The organism is uncultured Brevundimonas sp., assembly GCF_963974615.1.
Taxonomy (GTDB): Bacteria; Pseudomonadota; Alphaproteobacteria; order Caulobacterales; family Caulobacteraceae; genus Brevundimonas.
The window spans coordinates 21858-37580 of sequence record NZ_CAXBDH010000001.1; the positions used below are offsets into that span (position 1 = coordinate 21858).

Annotated in this window: 18 protein-coding genes; 12 read left to right on the forward strand and 6 right to left on the reverse strand. The window is 67.9% G+C overall.

Translation table 11 applies throughout. From position 1 onward, the window contains the following. Nucleotides 1-73: 73 nt before the first annotated feature. Nucleotides 74-1189 carry an AraC family transcriptional regulator gene (locus AAC050_RS00125; protein ID WP_339913023.1) on the reverse strand — a complete coding sequence of 372 codons (1116 nt, stop codon included), beginning with the start codon at nucleotides 1187-1189 and terminating at the stop codon, nucleotides 74-76. A 178-nt stretch (nucleotides 1190-1367) separates the two neighbouring features. Continuing rightward, entirely contained in the window at nucleotides 1368-2825 is a 1458-nt protein-coding gene (locus tag AAC050_RS00130; protein WP_339913024.1) for a sigma-54 dependent transcriptional regulator, read from the reverse strand. Nucleotides 2826-3038: 213 nt separating this feature from the next. Between AAC050_RS00130 and AAC050_RS00135 the strand changes: the two genes are divergently transcribed. Next, complete coding sequence (locus AAC050_RS00135) at nucleotides 3039-3278, forward strand: type II toxin-antitoxin system VapB family antitoxin (protein ID WP_339913025.1); 240 nt, start codon at nucleotides 3039-3041, stop codon at nucleotides 3276-3278. Beyond that, complete coding sequence (locus AAC050_RS00140) at nucleotides 3278-3670, forward strand: type II toxin-antitoxin system VapC family toxin (protein ID WP_339913026.1); 393 nt, start codon at nucleotides 3278-3280, stop codon at nucleotides 3668-3670. The genes AAC050_RS00135 and AAC050_RS00140 overlap by 1 nt, the downstream gene beginning before the upstream one ends. Before the next feature lie 291 nt (nucleotides 3671-3961). On the opposite strand, the gene AAC050_RS00145 is transcribed toward AAC050_RS00140, so the two are convergent. Beyond that, nucleotides 3962-5800, reverse strand: a complete 1839-nt coding sequence (locus AAC050_RS00145; protein ID WP_339913027.1) for a DUF4153 domain-containing protein — start codon at nucleotides 5798-5800, stop codon at nucleotides 3962-3964. A gap of 64 nt (nucleotides 5801-5864) precedes the next feature. Continuing rightward, nucleotides 5865-6338: a DUF1203 domain-containing protein gene (locus tag AAC050_RS00150; RefSeq protein WP_339913028.1), complete on the reverse strand. Its 474-nt coding sequence runs from the start codon at nucleotides 6336-6338 to the stop codon at nucleotides 5865-5867. Between the two features lie 115 nt (nucleotides 6339-6453). Here AAC050_RS00150 and AAC050_RS00155 point away from each other — a divergent pair, with 115 nt between their 5' ends. The 10 genes from AAC050_RS00155 to AAC050_RS00200 all read left to right on the forward strand — a co-directional run bounded on the left by AAC050_RS00155 (nucleotide 6454) and on the right by AAC050_RS00200 (nucleotide 15088). Further along, entirely contained in the window at nucleotides 6454-8250 is a 1797-nt protein-coding gene (locus AAC050_RS00155) for a M3 family oligoendopeptidase (RefSeq protein ID WP_339913029.1), read from the forward strand. A 45-nt stretch (nucleotides 8251-8295) separates the two neighbouring features. Then, on the forward strand, nucleotides 8296-9648 hold the full coding sequence (locus AAC050_RS00160) for a serine hydrolase (protein ID WP_339913030.1): 1353 nt from the start codon (nucleotides 8296-8298) through the stop codon (nucleotides 9646-9648). 76 nt (nucleotides 9649-9724) lie between these two features. Next, complete coding sequence (locus tag AAC050_RS00165) at nucleotides 9725-9982, forward strand: aa3-type cytochrome c oxidase subunit IV (RefSeq protein WP_339913031.1); 258 nt, start codon at nucleotides 9725-9727, stop codon at nucleotides 9980-9982. 97 nt (nucleotides 9983-10079) lie between these two features. Further along, nucleotides 10080-11213: a Re/Si-specific NAD(P)(+) transhydrogenase subunit alpha gene (locus tag AAC050_RS00170; RefSeq protein ID WP_339913032.1), complete on the forward strand. Its 1134-nt coding sequence runs from the start codon at nucleotides 10080-10082 to the stop codon at nucleotides 11211-11213. After that, entirely contained in the window at nucleotides 11210-11458 is a 249-nt protein-coding gene (locus AAC050_RS00175; protein WP_339913033.1) for a hypothetical protein, read from the forward strand. Before AAC050_RS00170 ends, AAC050_RS00175 begins: the two co-directional genes overlap by 4 nt. A gap of 82 nt (nucleotides 11459-11540) precedes the next feature. Beyond that, complete coding sequence (locus AAC050_RS00180; protein ID WP_339913034.1) at nucleotides 11541-11867, forward strand: NAD(P) transhydrogenase subunit alpha; 327 nt, start codon at nucleotides 11541-11543, stop codon at nucleotides 11865-11867. Further along, nucleotides 11864-12157: a hypothetical protein gene (locus tag AAC050_RS00185; RefSeq protein ID WP_339913035.1), complete on the forward strand. Its 294-nt coding sequence runs from the start codon at nucleotides 11864-11866 to the stop codon at nucleotides 12155-12157. Before AAC050_RS00180 ends, AAC050_RS00185 begins: the two co-directional genes overlap by 4 nt. Continuing rightward, nucleotides 12154-12558, forward strand: a complete 405-nt coding sequence (locus AAC050_RS00190) for a hypothetical protein (RefSeq protein WP_339913036.1) — start codon at nucleotides 12154-12156, stop codon at nucleotides 12556-12558. Before AAC050_RS00185 ends, AAC050_RS00190 begins: the two co-directional genes overlap by 4 nt. Nucleotides 12559-12584: 26 nt before the next feature. Next, nucleotides 12585-14003, forward strand: coding sequence for an NAD(P)(+) transhydrogenase (Re/Si-specific) subunit beta (locus AAC050_RS00195; RefSeq protein ID WP_339913037.1), 1419 nt, complete (start codon nucleotides 12585-12587; stop codon nucleotides 14001-14003). Nucleotides 14004-14032: 29 nt separating this feature from the next. After that, complete coding sequence (locus AAC050_RS00200) at nucleotides 14033-15088, forward strand: alpha/beta hydrolase (RefSeq protein WP_339913038.1); 1056 nt, start codon at nucleotides 14033-14035, stop codon at nucleotides 15086-15088. 72 nt (nucleotides 15089-15160) lie between these two features. Here AAC050_RS00200 and AAC050_RS00205 read toward each other — a convergent pair whose 3' ends face one another. Further along, on the reverse strand, nucleotides 15161-15439 hold the full coding sequence (locus tag AAC050_RS00205; protein WP_339913039.1) for a DUF2442 domain-containing protein: 279 nt from the start codon (nucleotides 15437-15439) through the stop codon (nucleotides 15161-15163). Then, nucleotides 15439-15711, reverse strand: coding sequence for a DUF4160 domain-containing protein (locus tag AAC050_RS00210; RefSeq protein ID WP_339913040.1), 273 nt, complete (start codon nucleotides 15709-15711; stop codon nucleotides 15439-15441). Before AAC050_RS00210 ends, AAC050_RS00205 begins: the two co-directional genes overlap by 1 nt. Between the last annotated feature and the right edge of the window lie 12 nt (nucleotides 15712-15723).

A 15723-nucleotide genomic window follows, 5' to 3' on the forward strand; every position in this document is an offset into this window, starting at 1 on the left:
TCCGCTGGTTTGACGCGACGAGACCTAGCGGTGCCGCTTCCGGCGGTCTGCTCAAAAGCCGGCGGAACGTATCTCAAAAGTCGACCTGCACAGGGCGGCTGGCGTCCGGAAAGGTCGCCGCCGACGGTGGGGTCGCTGCGGGCGGGGGCAGGGCGGCCAGACGAAAGGCCCCGGGCGTACAGTCTTCAAATTCCCGGAAAACCCGATTGAAGGACGGCAGGGAGGCGAAGCCGCTGTCCAGCGCGATCGCGATCAGCTTGTCCTGCCTGCGCCCGGGATCGGACAGCAGGCGGCGCGCTTCCACCATGCGGTTGGCGTTCAGAAAGGTACGGAAATGATCATGGCCCAGCTCGCGATTGATCAGATGGCGGACGGTGCGCTCGGACGCGCCCATCATGGCGACGAAGCGATCAAGGCTGAGGTCGCCGTCCAGATGGACGCGCTCGACCTCGATCAGCCGGTGCAGTCTCGCGACCAGGCCGGACGCGGCCGGGGCCGGTGACGCGACGGGATCGGCGGGGGCGGGTTGGCGACCGGCGTCAGGTGCAGCGTCGGCGTGGAGGCGCGCATCCAGCTGCAGCAGCCAGCCGGTGAACACGAGCAGGGCGGTGTTCTGTACGATGGTGAAGCCCCGCGGGCCCCAGTCCAGGCCGAGCACCACATCGACGACCAGGTCCGCGAGCAGCTGGGCGGCCAGCAGGACCACGACAATCACGCGCGATCGACGGCGGATGTCGATCAGATCACCCCGGAAGTCCCGGGCCAGCCGCCAGCCCAGATGGCCGATCATGGCAAATCCGATGGCGACCAGCCCCCACGACAGGCCCCGGTCGGCGAGGGCGGGCCCGAACAGGCCGCGATCGGCGCTGGCGATCAGGATCCACGCGACCCCGGTGGCCAGCACCAGACCCCGGGGCCGGAAGCTGTGATCGAAGACCGTCAGGCAGTACCACCAGAGGAAGACGGCGGCGTAACCGCTCAGCAGTCCGGCGACCTGTCCGGCCGGTCCCGACAGGCGCAACGCAGCATCCGGCGTATTGCCGGCCAGGAATCCGCACAAACAGACGGCGAGGGCGATGAAGACATAGGCACCGCGGCGGTCGCTGCGGCGTGCAGCCATGATGGCTGCAAGGATCAGAAGGGTCGCGCCGGCGACACGGACGATGACGTCGACTTCCTGGGGGGTCATGGGCGGAGCGTGGCGCTGTCAGGGCGGTGTGGCAAGCGCGCACGGCAGCGCAAGCCGTCGTTCTGGCGCGGCCGGGTGAGGGACGATCGGTGAGAGGGAGCCCCTCACCCTTTCGCCTTGCCGGTCGCCTTGCTCCCGGAGGCTCAAGCCCTCTCCCGCCGGGAGAGGGAGGCGGAGGTTAGCCCGCCTCTTTCAGCACGCCTTCCAGCCCCTGTTCGCGGACCTTGCGGTACAGGGTGGAGCGGCCGATGCCGAGGCGGCGGGCGATTTCGGACATGTGGCCGGCATAGACCTCGATGGCGTGCTGGATCAGGTCGCGTTCGATGTCTTCCAGCGTGCGCAGATGACCGCGGTCGTCGAGGATGCGGATCGGGGTGTCCGGCAGCGGCGGCAGGCCTGTGGATCGTTCTGTGGATGAAGCGTCGTTGGCGCTGGTCGCGGCCGGTTCGTCGGGAACCTGGGCGATGCCGGAGATGGCCGGGAAGTCGTGCGGCTGCAGGAAGGGGGCGTCGGCCAGGACGATGGCGCGATAGACGCTGTTCTCCAGCTGGCGAACGTTGCCGGGCCAGTCGAAGGCGCTGAGCAGGGCCACGGTCTCGGGGGCGCAGCCGGCGATACGGCGGCCTTCCTCGACGTTGAAGCGGGCGACGAAATGATCGATCAGGGCCGGGATGTCCTCGCGCCGTTCGCGCAGGGACGGGGCCTCGATCGGAAAGACGTTGAGGCGATAGAACAGGTCCTCGCGGAAGGCGCCTTCCTTGACCTGCTGGGCCGGGTCGCGATTGGTGGCCGAGACGATGCGGACGTCGACCTTGACGGCACGCTTGGCCCCGACCGGGTCGACCTCGCCCTCCTGCAGCACGCGCAGCAGCTTGACCTGCATGTCCAGCGGCAGTTCGCCGATCTCGTCGAGGAACAGGGTGCCGCCGTTGGCCTCCATGAATTTGCCGAGGTGTTTGTCGCTGGCCCCGGTGAAACTGCCCTTCTCATGGCCGAACAGGATCGACTCGACCAGATTGGCCGGCAGGGCCCCGCAGTTGACGGCGACGAACGGCTTGCCGGCGCGGTCGCTGACGCCGTGCAGGGCGCGGGCGATGACTTCCTTGCCGACGCCGCTTTCGCCGGTGATCAGCACCGGGATGGTCGATTTGGCGGCGCGGGTGCCCAGCGACTTGACCATACGCATGGCCGGGCTGGTGCCGACCAGATCGTCGAAGGTGGTGCGACCGGCGACGTGCTTCTTCAGCCGACCGACCTCGGCCGTCAGCTGGGTCATCTGCAGGGCGTTGCGCACGCCGATCAGCAGGCGCTCGGCCGAAACCGGCTTGACGAAGAAGTCCTGGGCCCCGGCCTGCATGGCCTTGACCACGGTCTCGATACCGCCGCTGGCGGTCAGGACGATGACCGGGGTGGTGACCCCGGCGGTGCGGATCTCGGCCAGGCATTCGAGGCCGGACATGTGCGGCATGACCATGTCCAGCAGCACGACATCGGCCCCGCCGCCCCTGGTCAGGCGGTCGATGGCCTCGCCGCCGTTTTCGGCATGGACCACGGCATAGCCCTCGCGATCCAGCACCGCCTGAACGAGGCGACGCTGGGTCGGGTCGTCGTCGACCACGAGAACGGTCTTGGCCATGGCAGAAACACCCTTTTCATCACCGGTTACGGCCGATCCTCGTTCAAGCGGGACTGGCTCGTTTCGGGACGGTTTTACCCCCGACAAGGTGAAGATCGGGTTGGAAGGGGTGGTGAGTCGGGGGTTAACGGGCGGGGTCGGTCTACGCCCGTGGTCTTCAGATTGCCCGATCGGCTAGCCGATGATAATCTACGGCTAGCCGAGGAGAAGCCCATGGCCTTTCATGTTCGCGATGCCGAAACCGACGCCCTCGTGCGCGCGCTGGCGCGGCAGCGGGGCGTGGGTCTGACCGAGGCCGTCCGTCTGGCGGTTCAGGCCGAGCTGGAACAGGGCGAGGCCGGTCTGCAGGACAAGCTGCGGCGGATGCAGGGCGTGTCCGAGACCGTCGCCCGCTGGGAGCCGACGGGACTGACGGCCGACAAGGCCTTTTTCGACGCCGAGTCGGGCGACTGATGTTCGTCGACGCCTCGGCCCTGTGCGCCATATTGCTGGGCGAGCCCGAACAGGCGGACCTGCGGCTGAGGATCGCCACGGCGGCAGCGGTTGAGACCTCGCCCGTCGCGGTATGGGAGACGGTGCGGGCCCTGGTGCGCGAGCGGGTGGTCGATGTGCCGATCGCCTATGCTGCGGTTCAGGCCTTTCTGGATGTGGCCGATATCACGGTGACGCCGATCGGCCCCGAGGAGCAGGGACTGGCGATCGAGGCCTTCGACCGGTTCGGCAAGGGCCGCCACCCGGCGGCACTGAACATGGGCGACTGTTTCGCCTATGCCTGCGCCCGCAGCCGGGGCGTGCCGCTGCTGTACAAGGGCGACGACTTCAGCCGGACGGATATCGACGGCTAGGGTCCGACCCCACTTGGCGCTCAGAACAACCGAGACCGAAGGGGCTGTCCTTATATGCCGTCATCCTCGGGCTTGGCCCGGGGAGCCATCGATCAGCAGTTTCGATCTTTCGATCAGGGGAACTTCCTTGATGACCACGCGAGGTTCCGAGCGCTCGCACGGCGGATAAATGGGGCCTCGGGACAAGCCCGAGGATGACGGGGGCGGGAATCTATTGACGACGGATCTTAGCGGACGGTGTCCGGCGAGACCGGGTGAGCGTGTGCCTCGTCACTGATCTCGTGCGGCTTTCTACCGTGGATCGGGTGCCGCCGGGCATTCCGGCGTACCCTCCTGGTGGCGGAGGCGGATGCCATTGACGATCAGGTCGGGGAAGACCGGCGCGGCGGTCTCGAAACGGCCGGTGGCAAAGGCCTCCCGAATATCTACGGATTCGTTGTCACATACCGGCGGCATGTATTCGGCCCATACGAACCAGCGGCCGTCCGGTTCCAGCTTGAAGACGGACACTGTGGTGCGGTGAGCCAGGAGCACGTCCTCGCTGCCGTCACGGTCGAGGTCGAGCATCCGTGCCTCGCAGACCGACGCTTCCCGACAGTCTCTGAGGATCTCCCTCAGCCGGGGGTATTGAGCGATGAAAGACGCGGGCAGGGCTGCCCCCTCGGGAATGGCGCGGATGCGGATGTCTTCGGCCCGCACGTCGGAGCCGCGAGCTGATTGGATGACATAGCGATCCGCCGCCTGCGCCGCCTTGGCCCGCGTAGCGATGTCGGCATTGGTCGAGGCGGCCAGACGGGTCAGGGCCGCCTCGCCGGCGCGGCCGCTTTCGAAGCGCAGGAAGCGATAGTCGAACTTGTCCGGCGTCACGGCCCCGCGCGCCAGCCGGGCGGTCTGATCCGCCACCGACAGCCGGGCCGGGTCGGCCAGCGGGCTGAACAGGGCGAGGATGACGGCGACACTGAGGATGGCAGTGGCGATATTGGTCGGCTCCAGCGGGCGCATCCAGTCGCCGCGCCGCCAGAACGGTTGCAGGGCGGCGAAGCCATAGCCGACAGCATAGGCGAAGCCGACCACGGTACAGGCGGCGGCGATGATCCGGTCCGGCGTCAGGCCGTGCTGGCCGATGCGCAGGGTCAGGCCCCAGACGGCGATGATCATCAGCGGGCTCAGCAGCACGGCGGCGACCCGCACGGCCACGCGCAGCACTGCCGGCGGCAGGTTGTCGGCCAGACCGTCCTGATAGGCGGTGTTGATCAGGATGATCAGGGCCGCCGCCGCCGCGAGTACAAGGGCGGTGGCGCTGCCGGTGTCCCACAGGCCGTCGAGGCCGGTGAAGGGCAGGGCGGCGAGGAAGCCCGCCACCAGCACGGTGATCACCAGCAGCAGCCACGACAGCAGCATCAACGCGACCGAGCGCACGCCGCGGATCAGGGCATCGCGCACATCGGTCAGCTGAACGGCGATGGAAAAGGCCACGGTGGTGACCGGGATGGCGAACCATTCCTGCCGGAGCAGGTTCTCGAGAAATTTCAGCCCGATGATGTTGAACAGGGCGGCCCCGAGGATCAGCAGCAGCCAGAAGGCCCCGGTGAAGCCGATCGACAGGGCCAGCTGGACGCCGGCCTTCCAGGCGGTGTCGAAATAGGCGGGGAAGGGGGCGAAACGCCGCCGGACCTGATCCGCCGGCACCACCAGATGGTGGGCGATGAACAGGGCCGCGGCGGTGAAGGCCAGCATCGGAAAGCTGAGGAAGGGCGGGTGGTTGAGGGTGCTCAGCGACTGACGCGCCACGTCATGCCAGGCCAGCAGGGCCAGGGACACGCCGGCCACGATGGTCCAGATCGCCAGGGTGCGCAGGCGCAGCCGCCCGACCCCGGCCAGCAGCACCACGGGCAGGAAGGCGCTGACCAGCAGCAGGGGCGCGAACAGGGTCGGGACAGTGGCCGGCCAGGCCCGGATGGCGTCGTCGCCGTAGCCGGTGCCGACCGAGCGCCACAGCAGATACAGGACCAGACCCTGGGCCAGACCGATGCTGATGCGGATCAGGGCCAGGCCGCGCCGGTCGCCGCTGGTCAGGCTGGAGCGGCCAGTCCCGCCGTCGGTGGTTTCAGTGTCGCCGAAGATGGTCATGCGCGCGCCCCCCGTAACCCGGGCATGTGACCTGAAAACGCGACCGGAGGCCAGCGCTGTCGGGTCAGGTCCGGCGGACGGCCCGGGCCAGATAGCAGCCGCGCGGGGCGAAATGCAGATGCACCTGTTCGGTCGCGCCAATTTCGAACCAGTGGGCCAGACGGGCGTCGAGGTCGCGACCGTCGATGACCTCGCCCTCCAGCATCATGTTGCGTCGGTCATAGACGCGCAGCGACAGCGGCCGTTTGCGCAGCATCTCCGGGGCCGGACCGGTCACCGGTTCGACCTCAACCGCGGCCTCGCGCACGAAGATCGGACCGGCGGCGCGATAGGGCGAGCCGGGGTCGGTGAGATGGGTGTGGTTGACGAGGACCAGGCGCTCGCCGGCGTCGGCGTCCCTCAGGCTGACGCGGCAGGGGGCGCGGCCGGGCAGATCGGCGGTCCAGCGACGGGCCCCGACGGCGGCCAGCTCGCGGTCGGACATGGCGAAATAGGGAACGAAAGGGGCCAGCGGCAGGGCTTCGATCTGATAGGGCATGGGGATCTCCTTTGACGAGATCCATCCTGCAGGGCGTGGGTCAGCGCGTCTGGCGGCTTCCGGACCTGGCGTTGGGCCGTTGCGTCGGAGCCCGGCCCTGCCCACTATGAAGAGCATGAACGCCCCCTTCAAAGCCCCGACCGCCGACGCCCCGCTGTGGGACCTGTCCGACCTCTATGACTCGCGCACCGACGCCCGGATCGAGGCCGATCTGAAGCGGGGGCGGGGGCTGGTCGCCGAATTGGGTACCCTGCAGGGACAGCTGCTGGCCCGGCGCGCTGATGCGGTGGAACTGGGCAAGACGCTGGATCAGGTCATCAGCCTGTACGAACGGGCGACCGAGGCCCTGGGTGGACTGGGGGCCTATGCCTTTCTGGCCGCCTCGACCGATCGCAATGACGCGGCGGCCCAGGGCTTTGAGGCCAATATCCGCGAGAAGCTGACGGCCATCTCGACCCCGACGGTCTGGGTCACGCTGGAGATCAACCAGCTGGAGGAGGCCGAAATCGCCGCCGCTCTGGCGGATGTGCCGACGGCGGCGCGCTGGACGCCGTGGCTGCGGCGGGTGCGGGCGATGAAGCCGCATGAATTGTCGGCCGAGCTGGAGACCTTCATCGCCGAACGGGCCCCGATCTCGGCCCAGTGGCCGCGTCTGTTCGACGAGACGCTGGCGGCCATGAAGGTCAAGGCCGGCAAGGATGAGCTGACCCTCGCCGAGTCACTGAACCGGCTCAGCGACCCCAAGGCGACGCAGCGCAAGGCGGCGGCCGAGGGACTGAACGCCGCCCTGGCGGCGCGCGCCTCGACCCTGGCGCTGGTGCTGAACACCGTGGCCGCCGATCAGGCGATGGAGGGCAAATGGCGTGGGTTCAAACGCCCCGCTGACGGCCGCCATCTGGGCAATGAGGTCGACGGCGAGTCGGTCGATGCCATGGCCGAAGCGGTGGCTGCCGCCTATCCGAAACTGTCGCATCGCTATTACGCGCTGAAGGCCAGGGCTCTTGGCCGGGACCGGCTGGACCAGTGGGATCGCAACGCGCCGATCGAGACCAGCGCCCCGCGCGGCTTTGACTGGGCCCAGGGCAAGGCGCTGGTGCTGGAAAGCTTCGGTGATCTGGGGCCGGAGTTCGCCGAGCGGGCCCAGGGCTTCTTCGACAAGCCGTGGATCGACGGGCGAGCGCGGGCCGGGAAACAGTCGGGGGCCTATTGCCATCCGGTCAGCGCCAACCGCCACCCCTATGTTTTCCTGAACTGGATGGGCGAGCGTCGCGACGTCCTGACCCTGGCGCATGAGCTGGGTCATGCCGTGCACAATACGCTGGCGGCGGATCGCGGCACCCTGCTGGCCGACACCCCCCTGACCCTGGCCGAGACGGCCTCGATCTTCGCCGAGGGCCTGACCTTCGACCGGCTGCTGGCCACGGCTCCGAAGGCCGAACAGCGCGGCCTGCTGGCCGGGCGGATCGAGGACGGGCTGAACACCGTGGTGCGGCAGATTTCATTCCACCGCTTCGAGACCCGTTTTCACGACGAGCGCGCCGCGGGCGAGGTCTCGGCCGACCGCATCGGCGAAATCTGGATGGAGGAGATGGGCGCGGCGCTGGGCCCGGCGGTGACGCTGAATCCCGGCTATGAGCACTGGTGGAGCTATGTCAGCCATTTCGTCCACGCGCCCTTCTATGTCTATGCCTATGCCTTCGGCGACCTGCTGGTGGCGGCGCTGATGGAAACCCGGGCGAAGGACCCCGAGGCCTTCACCCCCCTGTATCGCGAGCTGCTGGCCGGGGGCGGGACCCGCACCTATGTCGAGGCCCTGGCCCCGTTCGGTCTGAACCCGCGCGACCCGGCCTTCTGGACCATCGGCTGCCGCCGGCTGGAACGGTTGATCGACCAGTTCGAGACGCTGGTCTGAAATCCGGCCATTGACGCAACCGGACTGGCGCGCGAGCGTCGCTCCATGCGCACCCTGATCCTCGCCGCCGTTCTGGCCGTCGCCCCGCCGACCGCGTCCGCTGTGGCCCAGACCCCGCCGCCCGCCAGCGCTGAGGCCCGGGCCTCGGCGGCGGGCTACAAGGCCCTGACCCTGTGCAGCGCCGTCCATAATGCCGAGGCGGCGGGCGGCAGCCGCAGTCCGGACAGCGTCGAGGCCAATGAGTTCGTCGGCATCTATCCGACGCTGGATCCGCTGATCGCCGACCTGCCGGTGACCACGACCGGTTCGACGGTCAGCGTCGCCTGGGATGAAACGGTCGCCCCGCGCGTGGCCGTCTATCGCCCGGGGGCCGGTTGTTCGATCATGCCGGTCGGCTGGACCGGCCCGGCCCCCGCCAGCGCGGGCCCACAGCATCGTCACCCCGTCGCCGACCTCCCCATCGCCGCCCCGAGCGGCGACATGCAGGGCTTTGCCGCCACCATCGTCCGGGCCATGCGCGGCGGCTATGGCGACGGCACCAACACCACCGGGGTCGTCGTGGTGCAGGACGGCCACCTGATCGGCGAAAACTACGCCCCGGGCTTCGGACCGGATGTGCCGCAGCGCACATGGTCGGTGGCCAAGAGTCTGGCCGGGACCGTGATCGGGGCGGCCGTTCAACGTGGCGAGGCTGACGTCAGCGCCCCGGCCGCCATCGCCAACTGGCAGGTCGAGGGCGACCCCCGGCGTGCGATCACCCTCGACAACCTGATGCGCATGGCCTCGGGCCTGACCAGCGATACGGCGGGCAATCGTACCGACGCCCTGTATTTCGGCGGCACGGCCGTCGAGGAACAGGTGCCGGGCTGGCCGTTGATCGCCAATCCGGGGACGCGCTTTCGCTATGCCAACAACGACATCCTGCTGGCGGTGCTGAGCCTCGCCCCGAGCTTCGCGGATCACCCGCCCGCGGTCCTGTTCGATCAGCTGGGCATGCAGGACACGGTGGCCGAGACCGACTGGCGCGGGAACTACATGCTGTCGAGCCAGGTCTGGTCGACCGCCCGCGATCTGGCCCGCTTCGGCCTGCTGTATGTGAACGACGGTGTTCAGGACGGACAGCGCATCCTGCCCGAGGGCTGGCGCGCCTATGTCTCGCGTCCGTCCGGGCCCCAGCCCGAGGGTGAGTTCGGCTATGGCGCGACCTTCTGGTTGATGAACCGGTCCGAGGGCGTGCCTGCCGACACCATCGCCGCCTTCGGCAACCGCGGTCAGTATGTCGTCATCGTGCCGGGGCGCGACATCGTCATCGTCCGGCGCGGCGAGGACCCGACCGGCCATCGCTTCGACATCGCCGCCTTCACCCGCGACATTCTGGCGGCGCTGGATCGGCGCTGAAACCCCGGTGGCCCTTGAGCCGGGCGCGGGCATCGCTATAAGACGGCCCATCGACTCGCCACTCCGGACGCAATTCATGGCCGTTTCCCGCAAGCCCGCCGCCGCTTCCAAGACCGCTGCCTATGTGCACGGCTCGCAGGAGATCAGTGAGCAGGCGTCGACCTTCTCCAGCTTTATCACCCTGTCGAAATGGGGCTCGCTGGCCATCGCCGCCGTGTTGCTGGCCCTGACCATCGCCTTCCAGCCGGGCGGCAGCATCATCGGCGGTCTGTTCGCCGGTATTGTCCTGACCGCAGTCGGCGTATTGGCCCTGAAGTCCAAGAAATCACACTGACGGTCAGGTCGGCGGGGATGTTTCCCTGTCGGCTTTGACGCACCCTTACGGATCAGCCTAACGTCGACCAGTTCAGTTCCTGAACGGGGAGATTCGCTTGGCCTTCGCCATAGCCGTGACCCGCGAACGCCGACAGGGCGAGACGCGCTGTGCCCTCACTCCGGAGACAGCAAAAAAGCTGATCGCCCTGGGCGCGACCGTGACGGTCGAGGCCGGGACGGGGGCGGGATCGTCGATCCCTGACGATGACTATGTCCAGGCCGGGGCCCGGGTGGCCAAGGACACCCAGGCGGTGCTGGCCCATGCCGACATCCTGCTGAAGGTGCGCGGGCCGACGGCCCAGGAAACCAGCGCCCTCAAGCCCGGGGCCATCGTCGTGGCCCTGCTGGACGCCCATCGCGAAAAGGACACGGTCTCGGCCATGGCCGGGGCCAATATCACCGCCTTCGCCATGGAATTCGTGCCGCGTATCACCCGGGCCCAGGTGATGGACGCCCTGTCCAGCCAGGCCAATCTGGCCGGCTATCGCGCGGTGATCGAGGCGGCCTATGCCTACGGCAAGGGCTTCCCGATGATGATGACGGCGGCGGGCACGGTGGCCCCGGCCAAGATCTTCGTCATGGGGGTCGGCGTCGCCGGACTGCAGGCCATCGCCACGGCGCGGCGCATGGGGGCGGTGGTCACCGCCACCGACGTGCGCCCCGCGACCAAGGAGCAGGTCGAAAGCCTCGGGGCCAAATTCCTCGCCGTCGAGGATGAGGAGTTCAAAAACGCCCAGACCGCCGGCGGCTATGCCAAGCCGATGTCGGCCGAATACCAGGCCAAACAGGCGATCCTGACCGGCGAACACATCAGGAAGCAGGACATCGTCATCACCACGGCCCTGATCCCGGGTCGCGCGGCCCCGGTGCTGGTCACCGCCGAACAGGTGGCGACGATGAAGCCGGGCAGCGTGCTGATCGATCTGGCGGTCGAGGCCGGCGGCAATGTCGAGGGGGCCAAGCCCGGCGAGGTGGTCACCACCCGCAACGGGGTCCAGATCGTCGGCTACACCAACCTGCCCGGCCGCATCGCCGCCGACGCCAGCGCCCTGTACGCCAAGAACCTGCTGGCCTTCACCGGCCTGTTGATCAAGGACGGGGCCCTGAACCTCGACCTCGAGGACGAGATCCTCAAGGCCGCCGTGGTCACCCACGGCGGGGCCGTGGTGCATGAGGGGGTGAAGGGATGATCTCGTCGAAATTCAGAGATGGCCTCGCGGCATTTGCGTTGCTGGTCATGATCGGGGGATCGGTCCTTGCCGTCATTGCGTTTATCGGCGCGGTAGCGCTTGCGATCGGCAATGGGGTGAACGTCGCCAGCGCCCTCGGTCACGCCCTGGGGTCTTCAGTCAGGTTCGTCGGTGTCTGTATTCTGGCCGGCGGTGTCCTGCGACTGCTGGTCAGCATCGACGCGCGTCTGGAGGCGAAATCCTGATGGAACACGTCGATCCCCCCGTCGTTCGCTTCGCCCGCCCTGCTCCCTTCCCCCTCGAGGGGAAGGGCTTCGGAGTCTGACCATGGAACACGTCGATCCCACCGTCTTTCGTCTGGCCATCTTCGTGCTGGCCATCTTCGTCGGCTATTATGTCGTCTGGTCGGTCACCCCGGCCCTGCACACGCCGCTGATGGCGGTGACCAATGCCATCTCCAGCGTCATCATCGTCGGCGGCCTGATCGCCGCGGCCTCGGTCTCGGGTGAGGTGAGCGGTCCCAACGCCATGATCGCCAAGGGCGCGGGCGTCGCGGCCGTGACCCTGGCCAGCGTCAACATCTTCGGCGGCTTCATGGTGACCCGGCGCATGCTGGCCATGTATCGCAAGAAGGACAAGCCGGCCGCCCGATGACCTTTGATCTGGGCCAGTTCGCGCTGATCGTCTCGTGGGGGGCCACGGGTCTCGGGCTGGGCCTGTGGCTGTGGAGTTTCGTCCGCGAGACCGACGCCATCCGCAAGCTGCGACTCCAGGATTTCGGCGTGGTGCTGGTGTTCTCATCGGTGCTGGTGCGGGTCGTGGCCCAGGAACGGGCGATGACGGTGTTCGACTGGGCCTGGATGGTGCTGGCCCCGCTGTTCATCGCCGCGGCCCTGTGGCGGCTGTCGCGCACCGGTGACCTGCCGGGGGCGGGGAAGCCATGATGCGGCCGTTCCTGCCGATCCTTTTGCCCATCGTCGCCGCCACCCTGCTGGTCGCTGCCGGGTCCACTGTCGCGCGGGCCCAGACCCATGTGGGCGCACAGCATGACCAGGGCGTGCACTGGGCCGTCGCCGCGCCGCAGGGGGCCAGCTGGTCGCTGGCCTGCCGCTTCCCGCCGGTGACGATGGAAATGAGCAACTATGATCGCGCGCACTGGGCCAATGGCCTGACCCGTACCGGCCGCGGGCCGATGGCCGGGCGGCTGCCGGTCGATAACGGCTATTGCACCCTGACCAAGACCGGCGGCCCCGGGGCCGTCGCCATCGCCATGGTCCGGAACGGTGAGATACAGGCCCGGGGCACGATCGATCCGGCGCGTCCGGCGTCGGTCGGGTTTCTGTAGGTCGGAATGACAAGGGGAGGGACGCCATGAATGCATCCATCGCGGCTCTGGCCTATCTGGCGGCCGGCGTACTGTTCATCCTGTCCCTGCGCGGGCTGTCCAGTCCCGAGACCAGCCGGCGGGGCAATACCTTCGGCATGGTCGGCATGGCCCTGGCCATCGGCGTGACCCTGCTGACCCTGGGCGGCACCGGGGCGCTGGACCCCCGGACCCTGGCCCTGCTGGCCGGCGGCGTGGCGGTCGGTGGCGGTCTGGGCGTGCTGATCGCGCGCAAGGTGGCCATGACCCAGATGCCGCAGCTGGTCGCGGCCTTTCACAGCCTGGTCGGTATGGCCGCCTGTCTGGTCGCGGTGGGCGCGGTCTATGCGCCGGTGGCCTTCGGCATCGACAATGGTCTGGGCGGTATCAAGATCCAGTCGATCATCGAGCTGTCGCTGGGCGTGGCCATCGGGGCCATCACCTTCACCGGGTCGGTCATCGCCTTCGCCAAGCTGAACGGCAATATGAGCGGCGCGCCGATCATCCTGCCGGCGCGGCACCTGATCAACATCGGCCTGGCCCTGACGCTGGTCTTCCTGATCGGCATATTGATCGGCACCGGCGGGTCGGCGGTCTGGGCCTTCTGGGGCGTGTTCGCCATCGCCCTGATCCTCGGCGCGACCCTGATCATCCCCATCGGCGGGGCCGACATGCCGGTCGTGGTGTCGATGCTGAACTCCTATTCCGGCTGGGCCGCGGCGGCGCTGGGCTTCACGCTCGAGAACATCGCCCTGATCATCACCGGGGCACTGGTCGGCAGCTCGGGCGCGATCCTCAGCTACATCATGTGCAAGGCCATGAACCGCAGTTTCATCAGCGTCATTCTCGGCGGGTTCGGTGGCGACGCGGGCCCGGCGGGTGCCGACGGCGCGGTCGAGACGCGGCCGGTCAAACAGGGCAGTGCCGAGGACGCCGCCTTCATCATGAAGAACGCCTCCAAGGTCATCATCGTGCCCGGCTACGGCATGGCCGTGGCTCAGGCCCAGCACGCCCTGCGCGAGATGGCCGACAAGCTGAAGGAGGAGGGGGTCGAGGTGAAATACGCCATCCACCCCGTCGCCGGCCGCATGCCCGGCCACATGAACGTGCTGCTGGCCGAGGCCAATGTCCCCTATGACGAGGTGTTCGAGCTCGAGGACATCAACAGCGAGTTCTCCTCCGCCGACGTGGCCTTCGTCATCGGGGCCAATGACGTCACCAACCCCGCCGCCAAGACCGACACCGCCAGCCCGATCTACGGCATGCCGGTGCTGGACGTCGACAAGGCCGGCACCGTCCTGTTCATCAAGCGCGGCATGAGCAGCGGCTATGCCGGGGTCGAGAACGAACTGTTCTTCCGCGACAACACGATGATGCTGTTCAGCGACGCCAAGAAGATGGTCGAGGGGATCGTGAAGGCGCTGTGATCCCTGTCGCGCGCCGGGGGAGAGACGAGATGACCGTGCTGCGATGGCGCATCGCGCCCCTGCTCCTGGGGATCTGCCTGGCGGGGGCCGCCTGTCGTCAGGCCGATCCTGTCAGCGAGCCCGACCGGGACGAGCGGGCCGGTCAGGCCAGCCCGGCCGCCGGCTCGTCCGCCCGGGTCGAGGTGCCCAAGGTGGAACGCGAAGGCGTATGGCAGCCGACCGCCGGCGGGACCCAGATTCCGCTCTGGCCCGAAACCGTTCCTCTCGCCAAACCCGACACCGGCGATCACCCCGAGGCGACCGGCAACGGCTCGCCGCTCGTCGGCGGCCGGATGTGGCACTGGGCCAGCTACATCACCCGGCCGACCATGACGATCTATCGGCCAAAGGGGCGCAACACGGGTGCCGCGATGCTGGTCCTGCCCGGTGGCGGCTTCTACGCGGTGGCGACGGACCTTGAAGGCACCGAAATCTGCGACTGGGTCGTCCGGCAGGCCATGACCTGCGTCATGCTGAAATACCGGACGCCGCAGGTGTGGCCGAGAGAGAACGGCGTGCAGCGGCGGCCGGACGTCTTGCTGGGTCTGGAAGACGCCCAGCGCGCGATGGGGTTGCTGCGCGAGCAGGCCGACGCCTATGGCGTCGATCCGCACAAGATCGGGGTCATCGGTTTTTCCGCCGGGGCCTATCTCGTGACGAACATGAGCAATACCGAAGAGCGCACCTATCCGCTAACCGACGCGGCGGATCGACAGTCTCCGCGGCCCGACTTCGCGATCGTCGCCTATACGGCCCGTGTTCTGGACACCAGCAAGGGGCGCAACGAACTCGAACTGGCACCCTGGGTGAAAATCAGCCCGAACGCGCCGCCGACGCTGATCATCCACGCCATGAATGACTCCGTCGACGATGTTCGCCAGCCCATGGCCTATGCGCTGGCGCTGAACGACGCCGGCGTGCCCGTCGACATGCGCCTCTACGCGAAGGGCGGCCACGCCTTCGGTATGCGCCCGACTGCCGATCCGATTACGCGCGAATGGCCGGGACAGGTCGAGCAATGGCTGCGCTCGCTCGGGATCCTGTGACGCCGGCCCAATTCGCCCACCGTCTCGAGACGACTACGATGTTTGGCGCGGCCCGGAGCCAAAGCTGGGTCACTAAGCCGCTGCCGTCTCGAACTTCAGCACTCCCGCCGCGGCCATGTCGGCGTGCAGCGCCTCGGGGCTCCAGTCGAAGCCGTTGGGCCAGGTGAGCGCGCCGAAATCGAGGAAGACCTGCTCGAAGAAGGCTTGATCGTGAAGCGGTTCGGCTACCGGGCGGATATCCTTCAGCAGGCCGGAAAAGTCCCACTCTCCGGCGAGGCCGTCGGTGAATTGCAGCCATAGCCGGTAGGGGCCGACGATCTTGTAACGGCGGACGTGGACGACTTCTCGCATCACTTCTTATCCAGACCGGGTATGCGCCCCAGCGAGCCGCTCTCGCCGCGTTCCGCGCGTGCCCAGGTCTCCATCAATTCGGCAGTATACATCCGTCGCCATCGCTCGACAAAACGGGCGATCCGCGGCGGCAGGCGGCCGACCATGATTTCACCGGTCCGGATGTCGACCAGGGCGACGCTGGACTCATAGTAGGCGTGGAAATGCGGCGGCGGATGATCGTTGAGATACATCCGGATCGAAATTCCGAAGAACCACGATATCGTCGGCATTCGCTTCCCTAG